Raw genomic sequence first — 21,157 nt, forward strand, 5'->3', positions numbered from 1 at the left:
TGCGGCTACCAGCGCACCGGCAGGCTCCGCATCCCCCGTATCAGCATCCCGGGCAGCCACTCCCCCGGTGGGCCGTCCGGCGCCAGGCCGGGTGCGCGCTCCAGGAGGGAGCGCAGGGCCGTGCGGGCCTCGAGGCGGGCCAGGGGAGCGCCCAGGCAGTAGTGGATGCCGTGGCCGAAGGCGAGGTGGCCCCGGGTGTCCCGGTGGATGTCGAAGGCGTCGGGAGCGGCATAGCGGCCGGCGTCCCGGTTGGCCGCCGTGAGACCGACCATCACCGGCTCGCCCTTCTCGATGTGGTTGCCCGCGATCTCCAAGGGCTCGGCGGCATACCGGAAGGTCGCCGTCTCCACCGGACCCTCGTGGCGCAGCATCTCCTCGACCGCGCCGTCCAGGAGGGTCATGTCGGCGCGCAGGGCGGCCAGTTGATCCGGGTGGGTGAGCAGGGCGTGGACGCCGCCGGTGATCAGGTTGACCGTCGTCTCGTGGCCGGCGATCAGCAGGATGAAGGCCATGCCCCGCAGTTCGTCCGGGGAGAGCCGGTCGCCGTCCTCGGCCGTGGTGCGGATCAAGTCGCTCAGCAGATCACCGGTGGGCCCGGCGCACCTCTTGTCCTCGATCAGGTCGGTGAAGTACACCCCGAGGCGGGTGAAGGCGTCGACCTCACTGCCCGGACTGGTCGGGGCGATCGCCTCCGTCGACATCCTGCGAAACTCCGAGCGGTCCATCTCGGGCACTCCGAGCAGCTCGCAGATGACGGTGAGCGGCAGGGGGTGGGCGAGCGACTCCACGAGGTCGGCGTGGCCCCGCGGCAGCATGGCGTCGAGCAGCTCGTCGGTGATCTGCCGGACCCTCGGCCGCAGCTCTTCCACGCGGCGCATGGTGAAGGCGCGCGAGATGAGCCCGCGCAGTCGGGTGTGCTGGGGCGGATCGGTGGCCAGCAGGTTCTTCCCGATCATCGCCTCCTCGAGCGACTTCAGGCCGATCTTGGCGCCGTCCTTGGACAGCCGCTGATCGGCGAGCGCCGCGCGCGCCTCCTCGTGCCCGACGACGAGCCAGACCTCTGACTGCCAGTCGGGCAGCACAACCCGGTGGATCGGACCCTGCTCGCGCAGACGCGCGTAAACAGGATGCGGGTTCACCCGGAACCCGTCTCCGAACTCCCCCAGGTCGATCACGTCCGCCATGACGCTCCCCCCTCCGCCACACCGAGAACGCACGAAAGCCCCGACTAGTGCCCGCCGTCGTCGAGTTCCTCCAGAAGTCCCGCGTCGTACGCCAACAGGGCGATCTGTACACGGTTGTTGAGGTCGAGCTTGGCGAGGACCCGGGAGACGTGCGTCTTGACGGTGGCGACGCTCATGAAGAGCGTCGCGGCGATCTCGGCGTTGGACAGGCCCCGGCCCACCGCGACGGCGACCTCGCGTTCACGGTCGTTGAGATCGGCGAGCCGTGCGCGTGCGCGCGTGCGGCGGGTGTCGGCGGCGGCGCCGGCCGCGTGGTCCATCAACTGGCGTGTGACGGTGGGCGACAGGACCGGGTCGCCGGCCGCGACGCGGCGCACCGCCGCGACGATCTCGGCGGGCGGGGTGTCCTTGAGCACGAACCCGGCGGCGCCCGCGCGCAGGGCGCGCAGCACCTGGTCGTCGGCGTGGAAGGTGGTCAGCAGGACGACCTGCGGGGCGTCCTTCCTGCCGCGCAGCCGCTCCGTGGCGGTGAGGCCGTCGACGGACGGCATCCGGATGTCCATCAGGACCACGTCCGGCCGGGTGCGATCGACCAGCGCCTCGACCTCGGCGCCGTCGGCCCCCTCGCCGACGATCTCGATGTCGTCGGCGCCGCCCAGCATGAAGGACAGGCCCGCCCTGACCAACGGGTCGTCGTCGACGAGGAGGAGTCTGATCGCAGTCATGGGGCTCACGTAATCACGGTTGCACGGCGTGCAGGTGCCGGATCGGGAGGAGTATCCCGCAGGCACGGCGCGACGGCCGGCGTCATCCCCACGGCAGCCGGCCCCGTACCTCGAACCCTCCGTCGCCCGTCGGGCCGTGTTCCAGCAGACCGCCCGTCAGCGTCGCCCGTTCGGTCAGGCCGATCAGGCCCTGCCCGGAGCCCGGTACGTGCGGGACGGGGCCCTCGGGGGCGGGATTGCGGACCGCCACGGACAGGCCCTCGCCCGGCGCTCCGGTCACGGTGACCGTGACTTCCGTGCCGGGGGCGTGCTTGCGGGCGTTGGTCAGGCCCTCCTGGGCGATGCGGTAGGCGGTGCGGCCGACGGAGGCGGGCACGGCGGCGGGGTCGGTGACGCGCTGGTCGAGGGTGACCTTCATGCCGGCCTCGCGGGACTCGGTGACCAGCGCCTCCAGCGCCGCGAGGGTCGGTTGCGGGCGGCCGGTGTCGTCGGGCTCGTCGGCCCGCAGCACACCGATGATCTCCCGCAGGTCCTGGAGCGCCTCGTGGGCGCTCTCCCGGATGACTCCGGCCGCCCGCTGGATCTCCTCGCGGGGCGCGTCCGGCCGGAACTCCAGCGCGCCCGCGTGCACGCTGAGCAGCGTCAGCCGGTGGGCGAGGACGTCGTGCATCTCGCGGGCGATGGCCTCCCGGGCGAGCCGCTGTGCCTGCTCGGCCCGCAGCCGGGCCTCGTTCTCGGCGCGCCGGGCGCTGTCGCGCAGGCTCAGCATGAGCTGCCGCTTGGACCGCACGAGCATGCCCCAGCCGACCACGGCGACCGTCAGCAGCGAGGCCAGGAAGACCGACCAGCCGTACGACATGTCGGGTTCGGGGCGCAACAGGAAGTACAGCGGGTTCAGCACCGCGTAGGTGCCGGCCACCCAGGCGACGTACCGGAAGGGCCGGTGCACGGCGAGGGTGAACAGGGCGACCAGGCCCGCGCCGCCCGCGGTGCTCGACACCAGGCCCACCGGGACCATCACGGCGGCCAGCCCGACCGGCCAGCGGCGGCGCAGCCACACCGCGGCGCAGGAGAGTGCGCCCAGCACCTGGTCGAAGGCGGCGTAGGCCTCGGGGAGGTTCTCCTTCGTGATGGTGTCCGCGGCCAGCAGACCGATGATCACGGCCACCAGGAAGCAGGAGAAGTCGACCACCCAGTCGCGCGCGGTGCGCCGGGGCCGCCCGGAGCGGTCCGGGTCGAGGTCGAACTCCTTGATCAGGGCCGAGGGCAGCAGCCAGCGTCGCCCCGCGAACGCCTGCGGCGTGTACCCCTGCCTGTCACCACTCACGGTCGACAAATCTACGCAGTGCGGGACCCCGACGCGTCTCTTCGGGCGCGATCGGCGACCAAAGTCGTGCCGCCGCCGACTTCGGTCGCGGCGGGCCGCCCGGAACGTGGACTTCCGTCGGCCATGGCTCGCCCCGCGGTCTCTTGGCGTGGGGGGCACCGCGGGGCGAGAGTCATGGCATGAAGCAGTTGCTGGAGATCCTCGGATTCATCGCCCTGGTGCAGGGCATCGCCGGTCTGGTGCACGAGTTCACCGACTGGCACTGGGGGCTCGTACAGCGGATCGGCTTCCTCGACGGCTTCGAGATCTACGCGAGCGTCGCCCTGCTCGTGCTGGCGGCCGCGCTGTTCGCCGCCGCCGAGAGCCGGAAGTCCGGCTGAACGCGGACCGGACTCCCGGCTGGTCGCACCGTTCCTCGGCGTCGACCGTGGTCGGCGGGTTCAGCAGCCGTAGTTGACCAGGTCGAACGACTCGTAGTGGTCGGCCGTGTAGTAGTCCTCCTGGCTCTTCTCGCCGGTGACGATCCGGCGAGCTCCGCGCGTGGAGGAGCCAGGCGTCTTGACCGTGTACTCGTGGTAGTACCCGGACGACTGGCTCGGCAGGATGCCTTCCCGGTTCTGGAAGACGGTGCCATCCTGCTCATACGGGTAGGGGCCGCCCTGCTCGATGAGCTCGAGCGTGTCGTACGCCTGGGAGGGCAGGTCGCTGTAGCAGATGCTGCCCACCGCGGCCGCGGCCGGAGTGGCGGTGACGGTGCCGCCGACGAGGAGGGCGGACAGGACGGCGGCTGCCGCGCCGATGCGAGTGATTCGTGGGGGGAATCTCATGGCTTCATGATGACGCGCGTAGACAGTGGCATGTCAATGTCAAGACGGGAGAATTTCCCTTCAAGCCCGATGAGTTTTCGGGAAGTTAACGTGCGTCCCGGCGTTCTCACCCGATCTCCATCAGGCCGGCTGAGAACGCCGGGGGCGGACGCTCACGCGCCCTCGGGGAGCCCGAACGTGCCGTACTCCGGGCGGCCCGCGAGGTCGTAGGAGTTGATGGCGACGCCCTTGCCCGTGCTGCGGCCGCCGGTGTGCGTGAACCGGGTGGGCACCGCACCCTCCGTGAAGAGGCGCTGACCCGCGCCGAGCACGACCGGGAAGGTCAGCAGGTGGAGGGTGTCGACGAGGCCGAGGGCCAGCAGGGACCTGACCAGGGCGCCGCTGCCGTGCACCTGGAGCTCGCCGTCGGTGCGCTCCTTGAGGGCGGTGACCTCCTTGCCGAGATCGCCGCCGAGCACGGTGGTGCCGGCCCAGTCGGGGTCGGTCAGCGTGGCGGAGGGGACGTACTTCGGCAGTGCGTTGAGCCTGGAGGCGACCGGGTCGTCGGGGTCGGTCACCTTCGGCCAGAACGAGGCGAAGATGTCGTACGTACGGCGTCCCAGGAGGAAGGCGGCCGGACGGGCGAAGACCTCGTTGATGAACTGACCGAAGTCGTCGTCGGCGTACGGAAAGACCCAGCCGCCGTGTTCGAAGCCGCCGCGGGTGTCCTCCTCCCTGCCGCCGGGCGCCTGGTAGACACCGTCGAGCGTGACGAAGAGGGTGGAAACGAGCTTGCCCATGAGGAGTGCCTCTTTTCCGGGGTGGGGTCTGTTGTCATCACCTCAGACCCCACCGGCACCCGCAACTCATCGGTGGGCCGCGCGCCTCCTCATCCCGCGTTCGTCGAGAAGAGACCGCCCGCCGGGCCCTGCTTGTCGCCGCCCTGCGCCTTCCTCAGGGCGTTGGCGAGGCTCTCGATGGTCAGGGACTGCAGGATGACGCGGCCACTGCCCTCCAGGGTCGCGAGGGAGAGGCCCTCGCCGCCGAAGACGGCGTTCATCATGCCCTGGCGGTTGAGGCCGCCGACGCGCTGGACGCCGTAGCGGATGCCCTCCTCGAAGGCGACGACGCAGCCGGTGTCGACCTCGATACGGCCGCCGAAGTCGGCCGGGTCGAGGTCGATGAAGTTGCCCGCCCCGGCGATGATCACGGTGCCGTGCCCGGTGAACTTCTCCAGGACGAAGCCCTCGCCGCCCTTCATGCCGGTCCTGCCGCCCTGGAAGGCGATGCCGAAGTCGACCGTGGACTCGGCGGCGACGAAGGCGTCCTTCTCGGCGAACCACGCGCGCGTGCCGTCGAGCTCCAGTGCCCGCATCTCACCGGGCAGCACACCCGCGAAGCCGACGGTGCCCTCGCCGCCCTGGGCGGTGAAGTACTGGAAGGCCATCGACTCGCCCGCGAGGACGCGCTGGCCGACCTGCATGGCGGTGCCCATGGCCTGGCGCAGCATGCCGCCCATGCCGCCGCTGCCCGGTGGCTGCTGACCGCCGCCGGAGGGCCCGGCCAGACGCGTCTCCATGGCGACGTTCGTGGTCTTGAACAGGAACTTTCCCGCCTCGCAGTACACGGTCCGACCGGGCTGGAGGCTGACGACCGCCATCTGCGTGGCGTTGCCGACGATCTCTTGCTGAAGGGTCACATGGGGTGAACGACGGATCCGGAGGAAAGAGTTCCGCTCCCTGGGCCACCTAGGTGTCCGTTCGCCGCCAGCACTTCCTCCCCCGCGGCGCTGGGATGGACTCATGACAACCACTGACGAATCCACGACCGGCACTCACACAACCCTGCGCGGCAAGGTCGCCCTGGTCACCGGCGGCAGCCGCGGTATCGGCGCGGCCACGGCCGTGCGGCTCGCGCGGGAGGGCGCGGACGTCGCCGTGACGTACGTGAACGGCAAGGACGCGGCCGATGAGGTCGTACGGGCCATTGAGGCGCTGGGGCGGCGGGCCGTGGCGCTGCGGGCGGACTCCGGCGACCCGGACGAGGCCGTGGGCGCGGTGGGCCGTACGGCGGAGACGCTCGGCGGTTTGGACGTGCTGGTCAACAACGCCGGAATCGGTGTGCTGGGGCCGCTGGAGGGCCTCGCGCTCGCGGACGTGGACCGGGTCCTCGCCGTGAACGTCCGGGGCGTCTTCCTGGCCTCACGGGCGGCGGCCGCCCGGATGGGCACCGGCGGCAGGATCATCACGATCGGCAGTTGCATGGCCCAGCGCGTGCCGGGACCCGGCGGGACGCTCTACGCCACCAGCAAGTCGGCCCTGATCGGTCTGACGAAGGCCCTGGCCCGCGAGCTGGGCCCGCGCGGGATCACGGCGAACATCGTGCACCCCGGCCCCATCGACACGGACATGAATCCGGCGAACGGCCCCTATGCGCCCGGCCAGGCGGAGATGACGGCGCTGGGCCGCTTCGGCACGGCGGAGGAGGTGGCGTCGACGGTGGCGTATCTGGCCGCGGCGGACTACGTCACCGGGACCGAGTTCGCGGTGGACGGCGGCCACGCGGCGTGAGGTGACGTGGGGAGTGGGACGACGTGGCGCACCGGTGCTGTCCGGCCGGTGCGCCCCACGGGTTCAGCCGCCCAGCTCCTGATGCCGCGCCGCCAGCCCCGCCGCGCCCTGCTCCGTGAGTGAGCCGTGCAGGCGGAGTCGGGAGATGCCGCCGTCCGGGAAGATGTCCACCCGCGCGTGCGTGCCGACGGCGGGGGCCGGCAGGACGAAGCGGTGGTTGGTGTCGGGCTGGAGACGGGTGCGCGGGAGGATCTCCGTCCAGTCCCCGCCCTCGCCGTCCCTCACCGACACCGAGGCCCAGCCCGCGCTGTTGCCCTTCAGATACGCGGTGTCGATCTCGATCGCCCGGATCTGGGACTGCGCCGCCAGCCGGTAGCGGATCCAGTCGTTGCCCTGGTCGCGGCGCCGGCGGGTCTCCCAGCCGTCGTCCATCTTGCGGGAGCGGCCCGGCTGGATGGTGTTGGTGGCGGGCGAGTAGAAGAGGTTGGAGGCGTCCTCGGCCTGACCGCCGTTCTCCAGGGCGACCACGTCGAAGGTGCCGAGGACCTCCAGCCACTTCGGGTCGGGTACGACCTCTCCGTGCACCCGCAGGCGCGCTATGCCGCCATCGGGGTGCTGGTTGACCCGGAGGTGGGTGAAGCGCTGCTCGGCGGAGATCGCGAAACCGTTCGCCGCGTGGCCGCCGACCGGTGTGCGCGGGACCAGCGTCGTCCACTTCACGTCGTCGCCGAGCAGTTCCTCGGGAGACGGGGAGCCGGGTACCGACGCGCCCTCGACCGACACCGCCTGCGGGTAGTTGCCGCGGAAGTGGGCGGTGTCGACGACGATCCCGCGGATCACGCCGGGGGCGCCGAGGCGCACCAGCGCCCAGTCGTGGTCCTCGGCCGTCGGCCACGGGTGCTCGGCGGAGGCACCGCGCCGCCGCCGGGTCTCCCAGCCGTCCATGATCTTGCCCTTGTGCCCGAAGTGCTCGGGGTCGAACTCGGCCCGCTCGGGCACCAGCAGATTCTCGCGCTGGGCGAAGAACTCGTCGTTGGCGGCGATGACCCCTGCGCCCAGCCGGCGGTCGGCGAGGTTGGCGTACTGGGTGAACGGGAAGTCGGCGGTGCGGTAGTCCGCGTACGGGTCGCCGCCGCCGTAGGGGTTCGAGTCGCCGGTGAAGCCTGCCGAACCGGATTGATGCTGGGCCGTCACGGTGATCAGGTCTGCCTTTCGAGGTCGATGGGTGGGATTCAGCTGGTCCGGGTGAGGAGTCGCCCCTTCGGGTCGGTGAACTCTCCGTCCGCGACGATGCGTTCGCCGCGCAGCCAGGTGGACTTCACGACGCCGTACAGGGTCTTGCCCGCGTACGCCGTCACACGGTTGCGGTGCTGGAGCGCGGCCGGGTCGACGGTGAAGGTCGCCTCAGGCGCGAGGACCGCGAAGTCGGCGTCGCGGCCCGCCTCGATGGCGCCCTTCTGGTCCAGTCCGACGAGTTGCGCCGTCCGCGCGGACATCCATCGGACGACGTCGTCCAGGCCGTGTCCGCGCTTGCGCGCCTGAGTCCATACGGCCGCCAGGCTCAGCTGGAGTCCGGAGATCCCGCCCCAGGCGGTCGCGAAGTCGTCGGTCTTCAGGTCGGCCGTGGAGGGCGAGTGGTCGGTGACGACGCAGTCGATCGTGCCGTCGGCCAGCGCCTGCCACAGCAGGTCCTGATTGGCGGACTCGCGGATCGGCGGGCAGCACTTGAACTCGCTGGCGCCGTCCGGGACTTCCTCGGCCGTGAGGGTGAGGTAGTGCGGGCACGTCTCGACCGTGATCCGTACGCCCTCCCGCTTCGCCTCGGCGATCATCGGCAGCGCGTCGCTCGACGAAAGGTGCAGTACGTGCACGCGCGCGTGGAGACGTTTCGCCTGGGCGATCAGCTGGGCGATGGCCGTGTCCTCCGCGTCGCGCGGGCGCGAGGCGAGGAAGTCGGCGTACTTGGGGCCGCCGTGCTGCGGGGCCGCTTCGAGGTGGTGCGGGTCCTCGGCGTGCACGATCAGCAGGCCGCCGAAGGAGCCGATCTCGGCCAGCGACCGGGCGAGCCGGTCCTGGTCGAGATGCGGGAACTCGTCCACGCCCGAGGGCGAGAGGAAGGCCTTGAAGCCGAAGACGCCTGCCTCGTGCAGCGGACGCAGGTCCTTGAGGTTGTCGGGCAGGGCGCCGCCCCAGAAGCCGACGTCTATGTGCGCCTTCTCGGCGGCGACCGCCTTCTTCGTCAGGAGGTTGTCGACCGTCGTCGTCGGCGGGAGGGAGTTGAGCGGCATGTCGACGAGGGTGGTGATGCCACCGGCCGCCGCGGCGCGCGTGGCGGTCCAGAAGCCCTCCCACTCGGTGCGGCCGGGGTCGTTGACGTGCACGTGCGTGTCGACCAGGCCGGGCAGCAGGACGTCGTCGCCGAGGTCCTCCAGCCGGGCGCCGGACGGGACTTCGGCGTCGTACCCGAGTACGGCCGTGATCTTGCCGGCGGACACGGTGACCGAGGCGGCCCGTGTCCCTTCCGGGGTGATGACGCGCGTCGAGCGCAGCACCAGTTCAGCGTCGGACACCCGGACCCCTCTCTGCCGCCTCTTGCTTCCGCTCTCACGGAATTCAACGTTCTGTTGAAGGAGTCTTGTCTCCCGTTCCGGCGCCGTCAAGGGCACACTTCTCCACAGTGCACCCGTCCGACACTCTCTGGACGTTTCCACAAAGCGGAATTACAATTCCAGCAAGCAGAACGTAGCTACGTACAAGCAGGGAGTCAACCGACCGACGGGTAGGCTTCTGCCCTCCCACCGGTCCCGAAAGGAACGTGCCGTGCCGACGTCCAGCGCCAGCACCACCGAGTCCGCCAAGTCCAACGGCGGCGGGGTCCAGTCCCTCGAGCGCGCCTTCGATCTGCTCGAGCGGATGGCGGACGCGGGTGGCGAGGTCGGCCTGAGCGAGCTGTCCGCGAGCAGCGGTCTGCCGCTGCCCACCATCCACCGCCTCATGCGAACCCTCGTGGCCTGCGGATACGTACGCCAGCAGCCCAACCGCCGGTACGCCCTCGGCCCGCGCCTGATCCGGCTCGGCGAGTCCGCCTCCCGGCTGCTCGGCACCTGGGCCCGCCCCTACCTCGCCCGACTGGTCGAGGAGACCGGCGAGACGGCGAACATGGCCCTGCTCGACGGCGACGAGATCGTCTACGTCGCCCAGGTGCCGTCCAAGCACTCGATGCGCATGTTCACCGAGGTCGGCCGACGGGTGCTGCCGCACTCCACGGGCGTCGGCAAGGCGCTGCTCGCCTCGTTCCCGCCGGAGGAGGTGCGGGCCCTGCTGTCCCGTACCGGGATGCCCGCCGCCACCGAGAAGACGATCACCACGGCGGACGGCTTCCTCGCGGCCCTGGAGGACGTGCGGCGCAGCGGCTACGCGGTGGACGACAACGAGCAGGAGGTCGGGGTGCGCTGTCTGGCGGTCCCCGTCCCCGACTCCCCCACCGCGGCCGCGATTTCGATCTCCGGCCCGGCCGGCCGGGTCACCGAGGCGGCGACCGAGAAGATCGTGCCCGTGCTCCAGCAGGTCGCGGGCGAGCTGTCCGAGGCGCTGGCCACCCAGAACCACGCCTGACGCCGATGCGGCGCTGGTCCGGGCGCTACACCGACCGGCACGGGTCGCAGGAGATCGTCCTCGAGACCGACGGCCGGGAGACGATCCGTACGACGATCAGAGGCGTCCGCTTCGAGGGCGAGACGATGGACACGCTCGGCGCGCTGTCCGGGGAGCCTCCGCTCGACGCGATGTTCACCTTCCTCGACGGCGACCTGTGCGCCTGCCTCCTGGAATGGGGGCTGACGATGCCCGTCGAGGTCGAGGGACAGGGCGAGCGGGCGGCCACGCTGCACTGCGCGCTGCGGCTCGGCAACCCGGCCGGCACCGGCGGCCTGGACGAGGAGCACCTGACCCTCACCCTGGGCCTCGACGGGCGCGCCCACCGCACCACGCACCCCACGTACGACTTCGAGGACGGGCTGCACGAGATCGCGCTCGCGCTGCCCCCGGACACCCGGCTCAAGGCATGCGTGGCGTGCGCCTGGTCCGACTACCACCCGGTCGGCCACGGGATGATGAGCGGGCTGGCCTGTTTCCGGGACGCCAAGGACGTCTACCGGCAGTGCGACGGCAAGAAGGGCCCGCGCGGCATCCTCACGATCTGGCCGCAGCACACCGAGTTCGTCCAGGAGACCTGGCTGTGCGACCAGTTCGAGCACCGGACGTCCACCTGGGGTTACCGCAGCGAGTTCCCGTTCCGCCGCTGAAGCGGGCTAGCGCCTCGGCTCGCCGAACATCTCCACCGCGTCGCGCACCTGGGTGAGCCCCGGGGACAGCGCGCTGACCGACCCGATCGCCCCCGCGATCAGCAGCAGCGACCTCCGCAGCCGAGGAGTCTCCGGTGCTCCTGAGATCACCATCGCGGCCAGCGCCGCGAGTTCGTCCTCGGCGATCCCCCGGTCCGGGAACTCGGCCGGGTGCGCGGCGAGTTCGCGGCGCAGACGGGACACGGCCGTCCGCAGTTCCGCCACCCTTGGGTCCTCGTCGCTGCCCGTCACCGGCCTCTGCCCCAAGCTCCGCAACAAAGCTCTCCCCCTCGCACGCCGTTGTGCGCCAGTAGTCGCGCATCGCCCGCCGAGCACCCCTGGCGTAGCTCGGGCGCCGGGGACGCGGGTCAGTAAACGCCACCCGATGCCGAAGCGCCACCACGCGGACGGAATTTCAGTCGTGGGAAGTCAGGCACGCGCGCAGGTGTCAGGTATGCAGGAGGCAGGCCCGAGAAAGACGGGACGCATGACCGTGAAAGACAGGAGAAGGACGAGGTTCATGACTGAGGACGAAACACCCGCGGTCGCCGGTCTGCTCCTAGCCGCCGGGGGTGGACGACGGCTCGGCGGACGGCCCAAGGCCCTGCTCCTGCACCGCGGCCGGCCGCTGGTGGAGCACGCGGCCGAAGTGCTGTGGGCCGCGGGCTGCGCCCGGGTGCACGTGGTGCTGGGGGCGCGTGCCGCCGCCGTACGGGAGCAGGCGGAGCTCGATGACTGCGTCCTGGTGGAGAACCCGGACTGGGCCGACGGAATGGGCTCGTCGCTGCGCGCCGGACTCGATTCGCTCGCCGGTACGGGGGCCGTCGCGGCGCTCGTCTCGCTCGTCGACCAGCCCGGCATCGGGCCGGAGGCGGTCACGCGGGTGCTCGCCGCATACGAGGACGAGTGGTCGCTGGTCTCGGCCGCCTACGACGGGGTACGCGGGCATCCCGTTCTCTTCGGTGCCGCCCACTGGTCCGGCATCGCGGCGACCGCGACCGGCGACCGTGGGGCACGCGCCTACCTGAAGGAGCACCAGGAGGCCATCAGACTCGTCGAGTGCGGTGACGTGGCACAGCCGTACGACATCGACACGGAGGCCGATCTCGCGCACCTTGAGTAAGTGCGGTGGCACCGGGAGCCATCTTGCCTCGACTCAGAGAATCTCGACGTCAACAAACCATTGAACTTCCACCATGAGGAAACTAGTATCCACTGATCAGAAGCGCCCGTCCCGTCCACGGGCGTTGTCCGACGTATCCGGGAAGACTGGCACCCGGTGCCAAAGCTCGACAGCTCGTCTTCGTAGCTCGCTGAAGGAAGTGACAGCTCATGTCCGCACCAGCGCCGTCCCCGCTGGCCATCGTCGACGCCGCGCCCCTGCCCCGGCAGGAGGAGGTCCTTAACGAGGCGGCCCTCGCCTTCGTGGCCGAGCTGCACCGGCGGTTCACGCCCCGGCGTGACGAGTTGCTCGCCCGCCGCGCGGAGCGCCGCGCCGAGATCGCGCGGACGTCCACGCTCGACTTCCTCCCGGAGACCGCCGCGATCCGCGCGGACGACTCCTGGCGGGTGGCCCCGTGCCCGTCCGCGCTCCAGGACCGCCGCGTCGAGATCACCGGCCCCACCGACCGCAAGATGACGATCAACGCCCTCAACTCGGGCGCGCGGATCTGGCTCGCCGACTTCGAGGACGCCTCCGCGCCCACCTGGGAGAACGTCGTCCTCGGCCAGGTCAACCTGAGCGACGCGTACACCCGGAACATCGACTTCACCGACGAGAGGTCCGGCAAGTCGTACGCCCTCAAGGACGCCGACGAGCTCGCGACCGTCGTCATGCGCCCGCGCGGCTGGCACCTGAACGAGCGTCACCTCCAGGTCGACGGCGAGCCGGTCCCCGGCGCCCTCGTCGACTTCGGCCTGTACTTCTTCCACAACGCCCAACGCCTGATCGACCTCGGCAAGGGCCCGTACTTCTACCTCCCGAAGACGGAGTCGCACCTGGAGGCCCGCCTCTGGAACGACGTGTTCGTCTTCGCGCAGGACTACGTCGGCATCCCGCAGGGCACCATCCGCGCGACCGTCCTCATCGAGACGATCACGGCGGCGTACGAGATGGAGGAGATCCTCCACGAACTGCGCGACCACGCCTCGGGGTTGAACGCCGGCCGCTGGGACTACCTGTTCTCCATCGTCAAGAACTTCCGTGACGGCGGCGCCAAGTTCGTGCTGCCGGACCGCAACGCGGTGACGATGACGGCCCCGTTCATGCGGGCGTACACCGAACTCCTCGTCCGCACCTGCCACAAGCGCGGCGCGCACGCGATCGGCGGCATGGCGGCCTTCATCCCGTCCCGCCGGGACGCCGAGGTCAACAAGGTCGCCTTCGAGAAGGTCCGCGCCGACAAGGACCGCGAGGCCGGCGACGGCTTCGACGGCTCCTGGGTCGCCCACCCCGACCTGGTGCCGATCGCCATGGAGTCCTTCGACAAGGTGCTCGGCGACCGGCCGAACCAGAAGGACCGGCTGCGCGAGGACGTCCACGTCGAGGCGGCCGACCTGATCGCGATCGACTCGCTGGACGCCAAGCCCACGTACCCGGGTCTGGTCAACGCCGTCCAGGTCGGCATCCGTTACATCGAGGCCTGGCTGCGCGGCCTCGGCGCGGTCGCCATCTTCAACCTCATGGAGGACGCGGCCACCGCGGAGATCTCGCGCTCGCAGATCTGGCAGTGGATCAACGCGGGCGTCGAGTTCGAGAACGGCGAGCAGGCCACGCCCGAGCTGGCGCGCAAGGTCGCCGCCGAGGAACTGGCGAACATCCGTGCCGAGATCGGCGAGGAGGCCTTCGCGGCCGGCCACTGGCAGCAGGCCCACGACCTGCTCCTGGAGGTCTCCCTCGACGAGGACTACGCGGACTTCCTGACGCTGCCGGCGTACGAGCAGCTGAGGGGCTGACCTACTCCTGAGACGCCTTGTCCGAGTGGCCCAGGGACTTCCTCGGGGCCACTCGGTCGCGTACGGCCTGCTTGACCGCCGTCGGCTCGGGGAAGCCCTGCCCGCGACGGTCCCACACCACCTCGTCGTCCACGCGGACGACGAACACGCCGCCCTTGCCGGGCTTCAGCGCCAGCTCGGACAGCTCCGCCTCGAAGGTCGTGAGCAGTTCCTGCGCCAGCCAGGCCGCGCGCGGCAGCCACTTGCACTGGGTGCAGTACTCGATCTCGACACGGCCACTCATCCGAGGTGCACCGACCAATCCTGTTCCGCGGCCGGTTTGCCGTGCAGGTCGGGCACCTGCTTCAGCCACTTGGGCCTGCCTTGCTGTGACCTCGCCGCCCGCAGGGCCTCCTCGGCGGCGAGTTCCTCCCGGGTGGGGAAGTCGGTGGGGAGCCAGGCGGCGGACGCCCTCACGCGCGCGTGGAGGTGGGCGACGTAGGCCTCACGGGCCGCGTCGGGCGTCTCGAAGCCGGGCTCGTCGGCCAGCCAGGCGTCCGGTACCTCCGCCACGATCGCGCGCAGCAGTTCCTCGGTCACCCTGGGCGCCAGCTCGGCGTCGGCGGCGCGCACGTCGGGGGCGTAGTGGCCCAGCGCGTGATGGCGGAAGTCGTAGGCCTTCTCGGGGTCCGAGCCGTCCCAGCGGTGGTGGAAGATCAGGGCCGCTCCGTGGTCGATCAGCCACAGGCGCGGCGGCACCGTGCCGAGCGTCGGCCAGATCATCAGGTTGGAGCTGTGCACCGTACGGTCGACGTTCGCCGTCAGGGCGTCCACCCAGACGATCCGACCCGCCTCCAACGGGTCCACGCGGAAGGCCTTCGCGACCTCCGGGGTGAAGTCCCGCGCGCCCGGCAGGAAGTCCATGCCGAGGTTGACGCCCGCGCTGGCGGCGTGCAGCTCGCGCACCTCCTGGTGGGGCTCGCCGTCCGCGATGGCGGGGTCGAAGTGCACCAGGACCAGCTCGGGGAAGCGCAGCCCGAGCGCGCGGGCCAGCTCACCGACGATCACCTCGGCGACCAGCGCCTTGCGGCCCTGCGCGGAGGCGGTGAACTTGACGACGTACATGCCCAGGTCGTCGGCCTCGACGACGCCGGGGACCGAGCCGCCGGAGCGCAGAGGTTCGACGTAGCGGGTTGCGGTGACCTCTCTCAGCATCTTCCAAGGCCCCGCATCTCGTTTGCCTGCACGATGAGCATAGTAATCAAGCGTGTAATTCATCGGCCCCGGAGACATCGGCGTCGCGTGCGGTCGGGCGGGGTCACCGGTGGTCCGCGTCGGAGGGCGGGACGGCGGTCCACTCGGCGCCCGTGCGACGGCGGAATGCGCTGACGGCGGACTCCAGGGTGGGGAAGAAGTGGGCCGGGTCGATCGTCCGGGTCAGCCCGTAGCGGTCGATCTTGCGCCGGACCGGGTCCTTGAGCTCGGCGAACACCAAGTGGACCTGTTCGGCGTTGAGGGTCTCGTCGAGGTCTTCGAGGACGTCGGAGGCCGTGGTGTCCACGTCTGTCATCGGCTCTGCAGCCAGCACGATCCAGCTCGGCGCGGGGTCCGTCCGGGCCAGCCGCAGGACCTGGTCCCGGAAGGTCTTGGCGTTGGCGAAGAAGAGGGGCGCGTCAAAGCGGTAGATGACCAGACCCGGCAGCCGCTCCGCCTGAGGGTAGGAGCGGATGTCATGGAAGCCGTCCAGGCCCGGGACCCGGCCCAGCACGGTCTCGTACGGCCACCAGGCGCGCCGGAAGACATTGAGCACCGAGAGCGCGACGGCGAGCGCGATGCCCGGCAGCACGCCGAGCAGCGCGACACCGGCGAAGGCGACCATGCACAGCAGGAACTCGATACGCCGCTGCCGCCACAGCCGTACCGTTCCGGACACATCGGCCAGCGACAGCGACGCGGTGATGACGACCGCGGCGAGGGCGGGTTGGGGCAGGTTGCGGAACAGGCCCGGGAGCAGCACGAGCATGAGCGTGATCAGTACGGCACCGACGACCCCGGTGAGCTGGCTCTTCGCGCCGGCCCGCTCGGCGACCGCGGTGCGTGAACCGCTCGTGCTGACAGGGAAGCCCTGGAAGAGGCCTGCCGCGAGGTTGGCGGCGCCGATCCCCGCCATCTCCTGGTTGCCGCGGACCTCCTGTCCGGTGCGGGCGGCGAAGGCGGACGCGTTGGAGATCGTGTCGGCCAGGGACACCAGGGCGATGCCGAGCGCGCCGCCGGCCAGCGGTGCCAGGTCGTCGAGCCGGATGTCGGGCACGGTGAGGGGCGGAAGGCCCTCGGGCAGCGTGCCCACCAGGTCCACATCGTGCTCGCCGAGGCCGAAGAGGGTGGTGGCGCCGATGGCCAGCAGCACCATGACCAGGACGGCCGGCACCTTCGGCAGAGAGCGCTGCAGCAGCAGGATCACCACGATGCCGCCGATCCCCACGGCGGCAGCGGAGGGCACGACGGCACCATCGGCGAGCTTCTCCACCAGGCCCGCGCACTCGCCGATCAGGCTGTCCGCGTCGACGTCGAAGCCGAGCAGCTTGGGCAGTTGACCGATCAGGATGGTCAGCGCCAGGCCGTTCATGTAACCGATCGTGGTGGGCTTGGAGAGCAGGTCGGCGATGAAGCCGAGCCTGGCCACGGAAGCCAGGATCATCACGACGGCGACCATGAGCGCGAGCATCGAGGCCAGGGCGACGGCCCGGTCCGGGTCTCCGTCCGCGGCGACCAGGGGCAGGACGGTGGCGGCGATCATCGGGCCGAGTGAGGAGTCGGGGCCCAGCACGAGGATCCGCGACGGGCCGAACACCGCGTAGCCGAGCAGGCACAGGATGGAGGTGTACAGGCCGGTGATCGGCGGCAGGCCGGCGAGGTCCGCGTACGCCATGCCCTGCGGCACCAGCAGCGTCGTCAGGACGACGCCGGCGATCACGTCCTTCATCAGCCACTCGCGCCGGTAGGAGAGCGCCGCGCGCACTCCCGGCACGGCCCGCAGCCGGTCCAGCGCCGCCCGCGCCCGGAGATGACCGCTCTTCATGACCGTCCTTCCCCTCTGCCCGGTCGGGGCGCCGGAAGGCGTCACCCACGCGGCACCGACCCGGCGCCTCGCCGCACGAGGAACTTACCGAGCCCCCACAGGGCGAGAAGCAGCAGCGGCGGGACGAGGGTCCAGGCGAACTCCCGCAGTTCCAGTCCGGTCGTGCCGAGCAGTCGGTTGCTCCGCTGTGCGCGGTCATGGACGTCCTCCGATCCGGCGTCGCCCACCGATGGGGCCGGGTCGCTAGCCCTTCCCGCCGGAGCGCCCGCGCTTCTTGGGCTTCCCGGCCGACTCCGCATAAGGGTCGGACGCGGCACCCTCCGGGGCCTGGCGTTCCAGCTCACGCCTGACCTTTGCCAGGTCGCGCCGGGTCCGGTCGCTGACCTGCGGATACTGAGGATCGATCTCGATCAGGGTGTGCCCCAGCACCGCGGCGGCACACACACGCGCGAACCACTTGTGGTCGGCCGGAATGACGTACCAGGGCGCCCATTGCGTGCTGGTGGCGGACAGCATCTGCGAGAACGCCCGCTGATAGTCGTCCCACCGGGCCCGTTCGCGGACGTCCGCCGCGGAGAACTTCCAGTTCCGCTCGGGAACGTCGATGCGTTTGAGGAAGCGGGCGCGCTGTTCCTCCTTGGACAGGTTCAGAAACAGCTTCACGACCTTGAAGCCGTTGTCGGTCAGATAGCGCTCCCACTGATTGATCTCGCGGTAGCGCCGCTCCCACACGTCCGGTCCACGTGCCGCCTCCGGCAGTTTCTGCCGCTCGAGGTTCTCCGGGTGCACCCGCACCACCAGGACCTCTTCGTAGTGCGAGCGGTTGAAGATCCCGATCTCCCCGCGTCGGGGCAGGCGGCAGGCATAGCGCCACAGATAGTCGTGGTCGAGTTCCTCGTCGGAGGGCACCTTGAACGACGACACGCTCACACCCTGCGGATTGACGCCGCTCATGACGTGCCGGATCGTGCCGTCCTTGCCACCGGCGTCCAGCGCCTGGAGACACACGAGCACTCCGTAGGTGTCCTGGGCGGCCAGTCGCCGCTGGTAGTCCGCGAGCAGCTCGATGCCGCCGCGCAGCAGCTCCACACCCTCCTTCTTCTTCCGGATGCCCGCCTTGTAGCCGGGATCGAAGTCCTCGGCCAGGTGCACCTTCGTGCCGGGCTCGACCCGCAAGGGCTCGATGAAGGCCGCTATGCCTGCGGCCCTGTCGTCGACCATCACCCGCTCGCCCCTTCTCCGTCCGGCCCGCTGACACACCTCGGCGTCGGTCACCGCGACGCCGATCACCGGGCACGAACAGATCACAGCGACGGGAGCGGCTCCGCCTCACCCTCCGGGGGTGGTTCGAGTTCCGATCCGGGCGCTCAGACGTCCTCGTCCATCCTGATCGACCGTCGCAGATCCTCGGTGGCCTCGCCGGTCTTGCCTTCCCGCTCCTCCAGGAGGGCCGCGGCGATGGCGTCCAGCTTCCGCTGGATGGCGTGCTCGGCCCGCTGCTCGGAGTTCTTCAGCAGGGCCAGCAGCAGCAAGGTCACCGCGGTCATCATGTCCCCGGCCAGAAACATCCACGTCTCATCGAGCCCGGCCGCGTGCGTGACGATGAAGAAGGCCACCAGCGCCAGGCAGATGATGTAGAAGGGCAGCGAGCTGGTGAAGTGGGCCGCGGATTCGGACAGACGCTTGTACCGTCCGTCCGGGCGCGCGGCAGGATGTCGAACGGTCATGGCCACTGCCTTCCGCAGAGCTGGGAGAAGCCCGGTCCGAGTTCCCACCATCGGCGACGGCATCCCCGCCGGTGATCCAGGTTCCAGCGGTTCGGCGGGGCACCTCGGAGGAGAAAGCAGGCATACGCGGTGGATGTCCTGGGTGTCGATGCCTGCGGCAAGCAGGGCTGGGTGGGGATCGCTCTCACGGGCGGCGGGTATGCCGTCAGCCTGGTGGATGTCCGGCTGGACGCGTTGATCGAGCGGGCCGGAGGTGTCTTTGCCATCGCGGTCGACATGCCGCTGGGGCTGGTCGAGCGGGGCTGGCGGGCCGCGGATCTCGGGGCGAGGGTGCTGCTCCGGGAGCGGCGCAGCACCGTCTTCCTCGTGGCGCCGCGGCCTGCGTGGCAGGAGTCGGAGTACGTGGCGGCCGGTGACCGGTGCCATGAGCTGACCGGGCAGCGGCTGAGCCGGCAGGCGTGGGCGCTCGCTCCGAAGCTGCTGGAGGCTCGGGCGTGCTGGCTCGCCGACGAGCGGATCCACGAGGTGCACCCCGAGGTGTCCTTCCGTGCCCTGGCCGGCGGGGTGCCGCCGGCGCACGCCAAGAAGACCTGGCGCGGCCAGCACACGCGCCGCTCCCTGCTGGCCGCGGCCGGGGTCGTACTGCCGGACGAGCTCGGCGAGGCGGACCGCGTACCGGCCGACGACGTGCTCGACGCCGCCGCGGCGGCCTGGTCGGCACACCGGATCGCACAGGGAGTCGCGGAACGGATCCCGGAGGTACCGGAGTTGGACGCGGAAGGCCGCGCCGTGGAGATCCGGTACTGAGGGCCTGTCCGTCCAGCAGGTACGGCGCCGGTCTTCGAGGCTCCCGGCGCTCAGCCTGCCAGCGGGTTCGGCAAGGGCAGATAGCGGGCGTCCGCGCCGTCCGCGCCCGTCCAGCGCAGCAGCAGGTTGGTCTTGCCGGGGAGGGTGGGGGACGACAGCAGCGCCGGAATCTCGGGGAGGTCGTGGCGGGCCAGTTCGCGGCGGACGGCAGGCCAGGGGTTCAGGGTCGGGTGGTGTGCGGCGAGGGCGCCGGCGATCTCGACGAGATGGTTGACGACCAGGCAGTACACCAGCCGCTCCCAGCCGGCCGCCCGGGACACGTCCGGCAGCAGCTTCACGCCCTCGGCGTCCCGGAACAGGGCCTGCACCGGCATGCCGTCGGTGCCGACGGCGACCAGCGTGTTCTGCAGGTGCGCTTCGAGCACGACGCCGTGGTCGGCGAAGGCCGCGAGGGCCGGTGGGACGACCTGGGCGAGATATGCCTCCCACCATGCCGCCGGGTCCTGGGCGCCCTGCAGCGGGCTTCCCTCGAAGCCCTCGACGAGCCCGGCGGCGAGCAGCGGAGTCGCGCCCGGCAGCACCCGGCCCCGCAGTCCGTCGCGGACCAGGACCGCGAGCTCCTCGAAGGCGAAGTCGGCGGTGCGGTAGCCGCGGTCGCCGAGCCAGGCGGCGGGGCCGTCGATCGCCGCGAGGGCGGCCGCCGTCGCTGTGTCCGTGCGGCGGAGTTTCAGCAGGTCGTGGCGCCACAGCCGACGGATGTCGTTGGTGATGCGCACGTCCAGGCTGAACTTGACGAAGAGGTCGCGCTCCGGGGCGTACAGCGTGCGGATCGCGGCCGTCGGCCAGGTGTCGAAGCCGGTCGTGCCCAGCCGCACCAGCCGCCCGTCGGCGAAGGCGTCCGCGAGCTCCCGTCCGACCAGGTCCAGCTGCCAGGGGTGCGCGGGCAGCAGCCGGTACCCGGGCGGGGCCTCGCCGAGGGCGTCGAGCGCGGAGGTGTCGCCCTCCTCGACGACCGTGTCCTCGCGCAGGCCGAGCAGCGTCAGCGGGAAGCGGGCGTGTGCCTCCGGGGCGTACGGCAGCCAGGTCGCGACCGGGCCGCCGCCGCGCGCCTTGGGAGCGGGGTGGAAGGGGTGGCCGGTGAGGAGGGACTGTTCGGAGCGCAGGTAGAGGTCGTCCGGCGCTGTCGCACGCGCGCGTGCCGTGAGCAGCGCGGCCAGCGCGTTCCGGCTGTCGATGATCTCGGCGGGCAGTTCGTGGTTGGACAGGCCGGTGTGGCGGCGCAGTTCGTCCGCGACGAGTTTGACGAGCTCGGCGTGCCCGATGCGCTGCCACGCGTCGCTCACGTACATCTCGGGCTCGGCGGGCCGTCGCTCGCCGAGGACGCGCAGCAGGCGGCCCGAGCCGCGCAGCCGGTACACCCGCCGCCCGTCGTCCGGTGCCCGCCCGTCCGCGTCGCGGGATCCGCCGTGCGGTGCGGCCGCCTCGCGCAGCAGACAGTTGAGCAAGGGCGCGACCGAGTGGGCGTCGGCGCGTTCCGCGACGTCGGCGGCGGGCGGAGGGTTGAGATGCACGCGATCCACTCGTTCTCTACGGTCCGTTCAGGCGGGGAGACGATCAGTATGTCCCTCGTCGGCGCCTGCCCCGACGTTCTACTC

23 protein-coding genes are annotated in these 21,157 nt (G+C 71.0%); 7 read left to right on the plus strand and 16 right to left on the minus strand.

The genetic code is table 11. The features are described from left to right. Positions 1-5: 5 nt before the first annotated feature. From ACFQ6S_RS13695 to ACFQ6S_RS13705, 3 genes are all read right to left on the minus strand, one after another. Positions 6-1,184, minus strand: a complete 1,179-nt coding sequence (locus ACFQ6S_RS13695; protein WP_383407646.1) for a cytochrome P450 — start codon at positions 1,182-1,184, stop codon at positions 6-8. A gap of 44 nt (positions 1,185-1,228) precedes the next feature. After that, complete coding sequence (locus tag ACFQ6S_RS13700) at positions 1,229-1,909, minus strand: response regulator (RefSeq protein WP_383407649.1); 681 nt, start codon at positions 1,907-1,909, stop codon at positions 1,229-1,231. An 82-nt stretch (positions 1,910-1,991) separates the two neighbouring features. Continuing rightward, positions 1,992-3,236 (minus strand): sensor histidine kinase, encoded by a 1,245-nt coding sequence (locus ACFQ6S_RS13705; RefSeq protein WP_383407652.1) that lies wholly within the window; start codon positions 3,234-3,236, stop codon positions 1,992-1,994. 179 nt (positions 3,237-3,415) lie between these two features. On the opposite strand from ACFQ6S_RS13705, the gene ACFQ6S_RS13710 reads away from it, so the two are divergent. Continuing rightward, positions 3,416-3,616, plus strand: a complete 201-nt coding sequence (locus tag ACFQ6S_RS13710; RefSeq protein WP_383407655.1) for a hypothetical protein — start codon at positions 3,416-3,418, stop codon at positions 3,614-3,616. Positions 3,617-3,676: 60 nt separating this feature from the next. Here ACFQ6S_RS13710 and ACFQ6S_RS13715 read toward each other — a convergent pair whose 3' ends face one another. The 3 genes from ACFQ6S_RS13715 to ACFQ6S_RS13725 form a co-directional block, all read right to left on the minus strand. Next, on the minus strand, positions 3,677-4,063 hold the full coding sequence (locus ACFQ6S_RS13715) for a ribonuclease domain-containing protein (RefSeq protein ID WP_383407658.1): 387 nt from the start codon (positions 4,061-4,063) through the stop codon (positions 3,677-3,679). Positions 4,064-4,215: 152 nt separating this feature from the next. Beyond that, on the minus strand, positions 4,216-4,842 hold the full coding sequence (locus ACFQ6S_RS13720) for a dihydrofolate reductase family protein (protein WP_383407661.1): 627 nt from the start codon (positions 4,840-4,842) through the stop codon (positions 4,216-4,218). Between the two features lie 89 nt (positions 4,843-4,931). Continuing rightward, entirely contained in the window at positions 4,932-5,741 is an 810-nt protein-coding gene (locus tag ACFQ6S_RS13725) for an AIM24 family protein (RefSeq protein ID WP_383407664.1), read from the minus strand. Positions 5,742-5,844: 103 nt separating this feature from the next. Here ACFQ6S_RS13725 and ACFQ6S_RS13730 point away from each other — a divergent pair, with 103 nt between their 5' ends. Further along, positions 5,845-6,612, plus strand: coding sequence for a 3-oxoacyl-ACP reductase family protein (locus ACFQ6S_RS13730; protein ID WP_383407667.1), 768 nt, complete (start codon positions 5,845-5,847; stop codon positions 6,610-6,612). Positions 6,613-6,675: 63 nt separating this feature from the next. Here the strand turns inward: ACFQ6S_RS13730 and alc are convergent, their stop codons facing one another. Next, positions 6,676-7,806 (minus strand): allantoicase, encoded by a 1,131-nt coding sequence (gene alc, locus ACFQ6S_RS13735; protein ID WP_383407670.1) that lies wholly within the window; start codon positions 7,804-7,806, stop codon positions 6,676-6,678. A gap of 38 nt (positions 7,807-7,844) precedes the next feature. Then, positions 7,845-9,182: an allantoinase AllB gene (gene allB, locus ACFQ6S_RS13740; RefSeq protein ID WP_383407673.1), complete on the minus strand. Its 1,338-nt coding sequence runs from the start codon at positions 9,180-9,182 to the stop codon at positions 7,845-7,847. Between the two features lie 250 nt (positions 9,183-9,432). On the opposite strand from allB, the gene ACFQ6S_RS13745 reads away from it, so the two are divergent. Further along, a complete protein-coding gene (locus ACFQ6S_RS13745; protein WP_383407676.1) occupies positions 9,433-10,227 on the plus strand; it encodes an IclR family transcriptional regulator in 795 nt (264 codons plus the stop codon). A gap of 5 nt (positions 10,228-10,232) precedes the next feature. After that, positions 10,233-10,916, plus strand: coding sequence for a DUF6304 family protein (locus tag ACFQ6S_RS13750; protein ID WP_383407678.1), 684 nt, complete (start codon positions 10,233-10,235; stop codon positions 10,914-10,916). Positions 10,917-10,922: 6 nt separating this feature from the next. Here ACFQ6S_RS13750 and ACFQ6S_RS13755 read toward each other — a convergent pair whose 3' ends face one another. After that, positions 10,923-11,234, minus strand: a complete 312-nt coding sequence (locus ACFQ6S_RS13755; RefSeq protein ID WP_383407680.1) for a DUF5955 family protein — start codon at positions 11,232-11,234, stop codon at positions 10,923-10,925. Positions 11,235-11,475: 241 nt separating this feature from the next. On the opposite strand from ACFQ6S_RS13755, the gene ACFQ6S_RS13760 reads away from it, so the two are divergent. Both ACFQ6S_RS13760 and aceB read left to right on the plus strand, forming a co-directional pair. Next, positions 11,476-12,078, plus strand: coding sequence for an NTP transferase domain-containing protein (locus ACFQ6S_RS13760; RefSeq protein WP_383407683.1), 603 nt, complete (start codon positions 11,476-11,478; stop codon positions 12,076-12,078). Between the two features lie 209 nt (positions 12,079-12,287). Further along, the gene (aceB, locus tag ACFQ6S_RS13765) at positions 12,288-13,910 is read left to right on the plus strand and encodes a malate synthase A (protein ID WP_383407685.1); all 1,623 of its coding nucleotides are present in this window, start codon (positions 12,288-12,290) and stop codon (positions 13,908-13,910) included. A gap of 1 nt (position 13,911) precedes the next feature. Here the strand turns inward: aceB and ACFQ6S_RS13770 are convergent, their stop codons facing one another. The 6 genes from ACFQ6S_RS13770 to ACFQ6S_RS13795 all read right to left on the minus strand — a co-directional run bounded on the left by ACFQ6S_RS13770 (position 13,912) and on the right by ACFQ6S_RS13795 (position 18,695). Beyond that, positions 13,912-14,193 carry a SelT/SelW/SelH family protein gene (locus ACFQ6S_RS13770; RefSeq protein ID WP_383407688.1) on the minus strand — a complete coding sequence of 94 codons (282 nt, stop codon included), beginning with the start codon at positions 14,191-14,193 and terminating at the stop codon, positions 13,912-13,914. After that, positions 14,190-15,104: a HipA family kinase gene (locus ACFQ6S_RS13775; protein ID WP_383407691.1), complete on the minus strand. Its 915-nt coding sequence runs from the start codon at positions 15,102-15,104 to the stop codon at positions 14,190-14,192. The genes ACFQ6S_RS13770 and ACFQ6S_RS13775 overlap by 4 nt, the downstream gene beginning before the upstream one ends. A gap of 103 nt (positions 15,105-15,207) precedes the next feature. Continuing rightward, entirely contained in the window at positions 15,208-16,968 is a 1,761-nt protein-coding gene (locus ACFQ6S_RS13780) for a SulP family inorganic anion transporter (RefSeq protein WP_383407694.1), read from the minus strand. A 41-nt stretch (positions 16,969-17,009) separates the two neighbouring features. After that, positions 17,010-17,195: a hypothetical protein gene (locus ACFQ6S_RS13785; protein ID WP_383407697.1), complete on the minus strand. Its 186-nt coding sequence runs from the start codon at positions 17,193-17,195 to the stop codon at positions 17,010-17,012. A gap of 16 nt (positions 17,196-17,211) precedes the next feature. After that, positions 17,212-18,189 (minus strand): polyphosphate kinase 2 family protein, encoded by a 978-nt coding sequence (locus tag ACFQ6S_RS13790; RefSeq protein WP_383407701.1) that lies wholly within the window; start codon positions 18,187-18,189, stop codon positions 17,212-17,214. 146 nt (positions 18,190-18,335) lie between these two features. Beyond that, a complete protein-coding gene (locus ACFQ6S_RS13795; RefSeq protein ID WP_383407704.1) occupies positions 18,336-18,695 on the minus strand; it encodes a low affinity iron permease family protein in 360 nt (119 codons plus the stop codon). 129 nt (positions 18,696-18,824) lie between these two features. On the opposite strand from ACFQ6S_RS13795, the gene ACFQ6S_RS13800 reads away from it, so the two are divergent. Then, complete coding sequence (locus tag ACFQ6S_RS13800; RefSeq protein WP_383407707.1) at positions 18,825-19,502, plus strand: DUF429 domain-containing protein; 678 nt, start codon at positions 18,825-18,827, stop codon at positions 19,500-19,502. A 50-nt stretch (positions 19,503-19,552) separates the two neighbouring features. Here the strand turns inward: ACFQ6S_RS13800 and ACFQ6S_RS13805 are convergent, their stop codons facing one another. Continuing rightward, entirely contained in the window at positions 19,553-21,082 is a 1,530-nt protein-coding gene (locus tag ACFQ6S_RS13805; RefSeq protein ID WP_383407710.1) for an IucA/IucC family protein, read from the minus strand. Positions 21,083-21,157 lie beyond the last annotated feature (75 nt).

The sequence above is a fragment of the Streptomyces sp. NPDC056479 genome (assembly GCF_042795335.1).
Taxonomy (GTDB): domain Bacteria; phylum Actinomycetota; class Actinomycetes; order Streptomycetales; family Streptomycetaceae; genus Streptomyces.

Coding starts and splice junctions, on each gene's coding strand:
- ACFQ6S_RS13695 (WP_383407646.1), bottom strand. CDS start 1,184: ATGGCGGACGTGATCGACCTGGGGGAGTTCGGAGACGGGTTCCGGGTG.
- ACFQ6S_RS13700 (WP_383407649.1), bottom strand. CDS start 1,909: ATGACTGCGATCAGACTCCTCCTCGTCGACGACGACCCGTTGGTCAGG.
- ACFQ6S_RS13710 (WP_383407655.1), top strand. CDS start 3,416: ATGAAGCAGTTGCTGGAGATCCTCGGATTCATCGCCCTGGTGCAGGGC.
- ACFQ6S_RS13715 (WP_383407658.1), bottom strand. CDS start 4,063: ATGAGATTCCCCCCACGAATCACTCGCATCGGCGCGGCAGCCGCCGTC.
- ACFQ6S_RS13720 (WP_383407661.1), bottom strand. CDS start 4,842: ATGGGCAAGCTCGTTTCCACCCTCTTCGTCACGCTCGACGGTGTCTAC.
- ACFQ6S_RS13730 (WP_383407667.1), top strand. CDS start 5,845: ATGACAACCACTGACGAATCCACGACCGGCACTCACACAACCCTGCGC.
- ACFQ6S_RS13750 (WP_383407678.1), top strand. CDS start 10,233: ATGCGGCGCTGGTCCGGGCGCTACACCGACCGGCACGGGTCGCAGGAG.
- ACFQ6S_RS13760 (WP_383407683.1), top strand. CDS start 11,476: ATGACTGAGGACGAAACACCCGCGGTCGCCGGTCTGCTCCTAGCCGCC.
- aceB (WP_383407685.1), top strand. CDS start 12,288: ATGTCCGCACCAGCGCCGTCCCCGCTGGCCATCGTCGACGCCGCGCCC.
- ACFQ6S_RS13770 (WP_383407688.1), bottom strand. CDS start 14,193: ATGAGTGGCCGTGTCGAGATCGAGTACTGCACCCAGTGCAAGTGGCTG.
- ACFQ6S_RS13775 (WP_383407691.1), bottom strand. CDS start 15,104: ATGCTGAGAGAGGTCACCGCAACCCGCTACGTCGAACCTCTGCGCTCC.
- ACFQ6S_RS13780 (WP_383407694.1), bottom strand. CDS start 16,968: ATGAAGAGCGGTCATCTCCGGGCGCGGGCGGCGCTGGACCGGCTGCGG.
- ACFQ6S_RS13790 (WP_383407701.1), bottom strand. CDS start 18,189: ATGGTCGACGACAGGGCCGCAGGCATAGCGGCCTTCATCGAGCCCTTG.
- ACFQ6S_RS13795 (WP_383407704.1), bottom strand. CDS start 18,695: ATGACCGTTCGACATCCTGCCGCGCGCCCGGACGGACGGTACAAGCGT.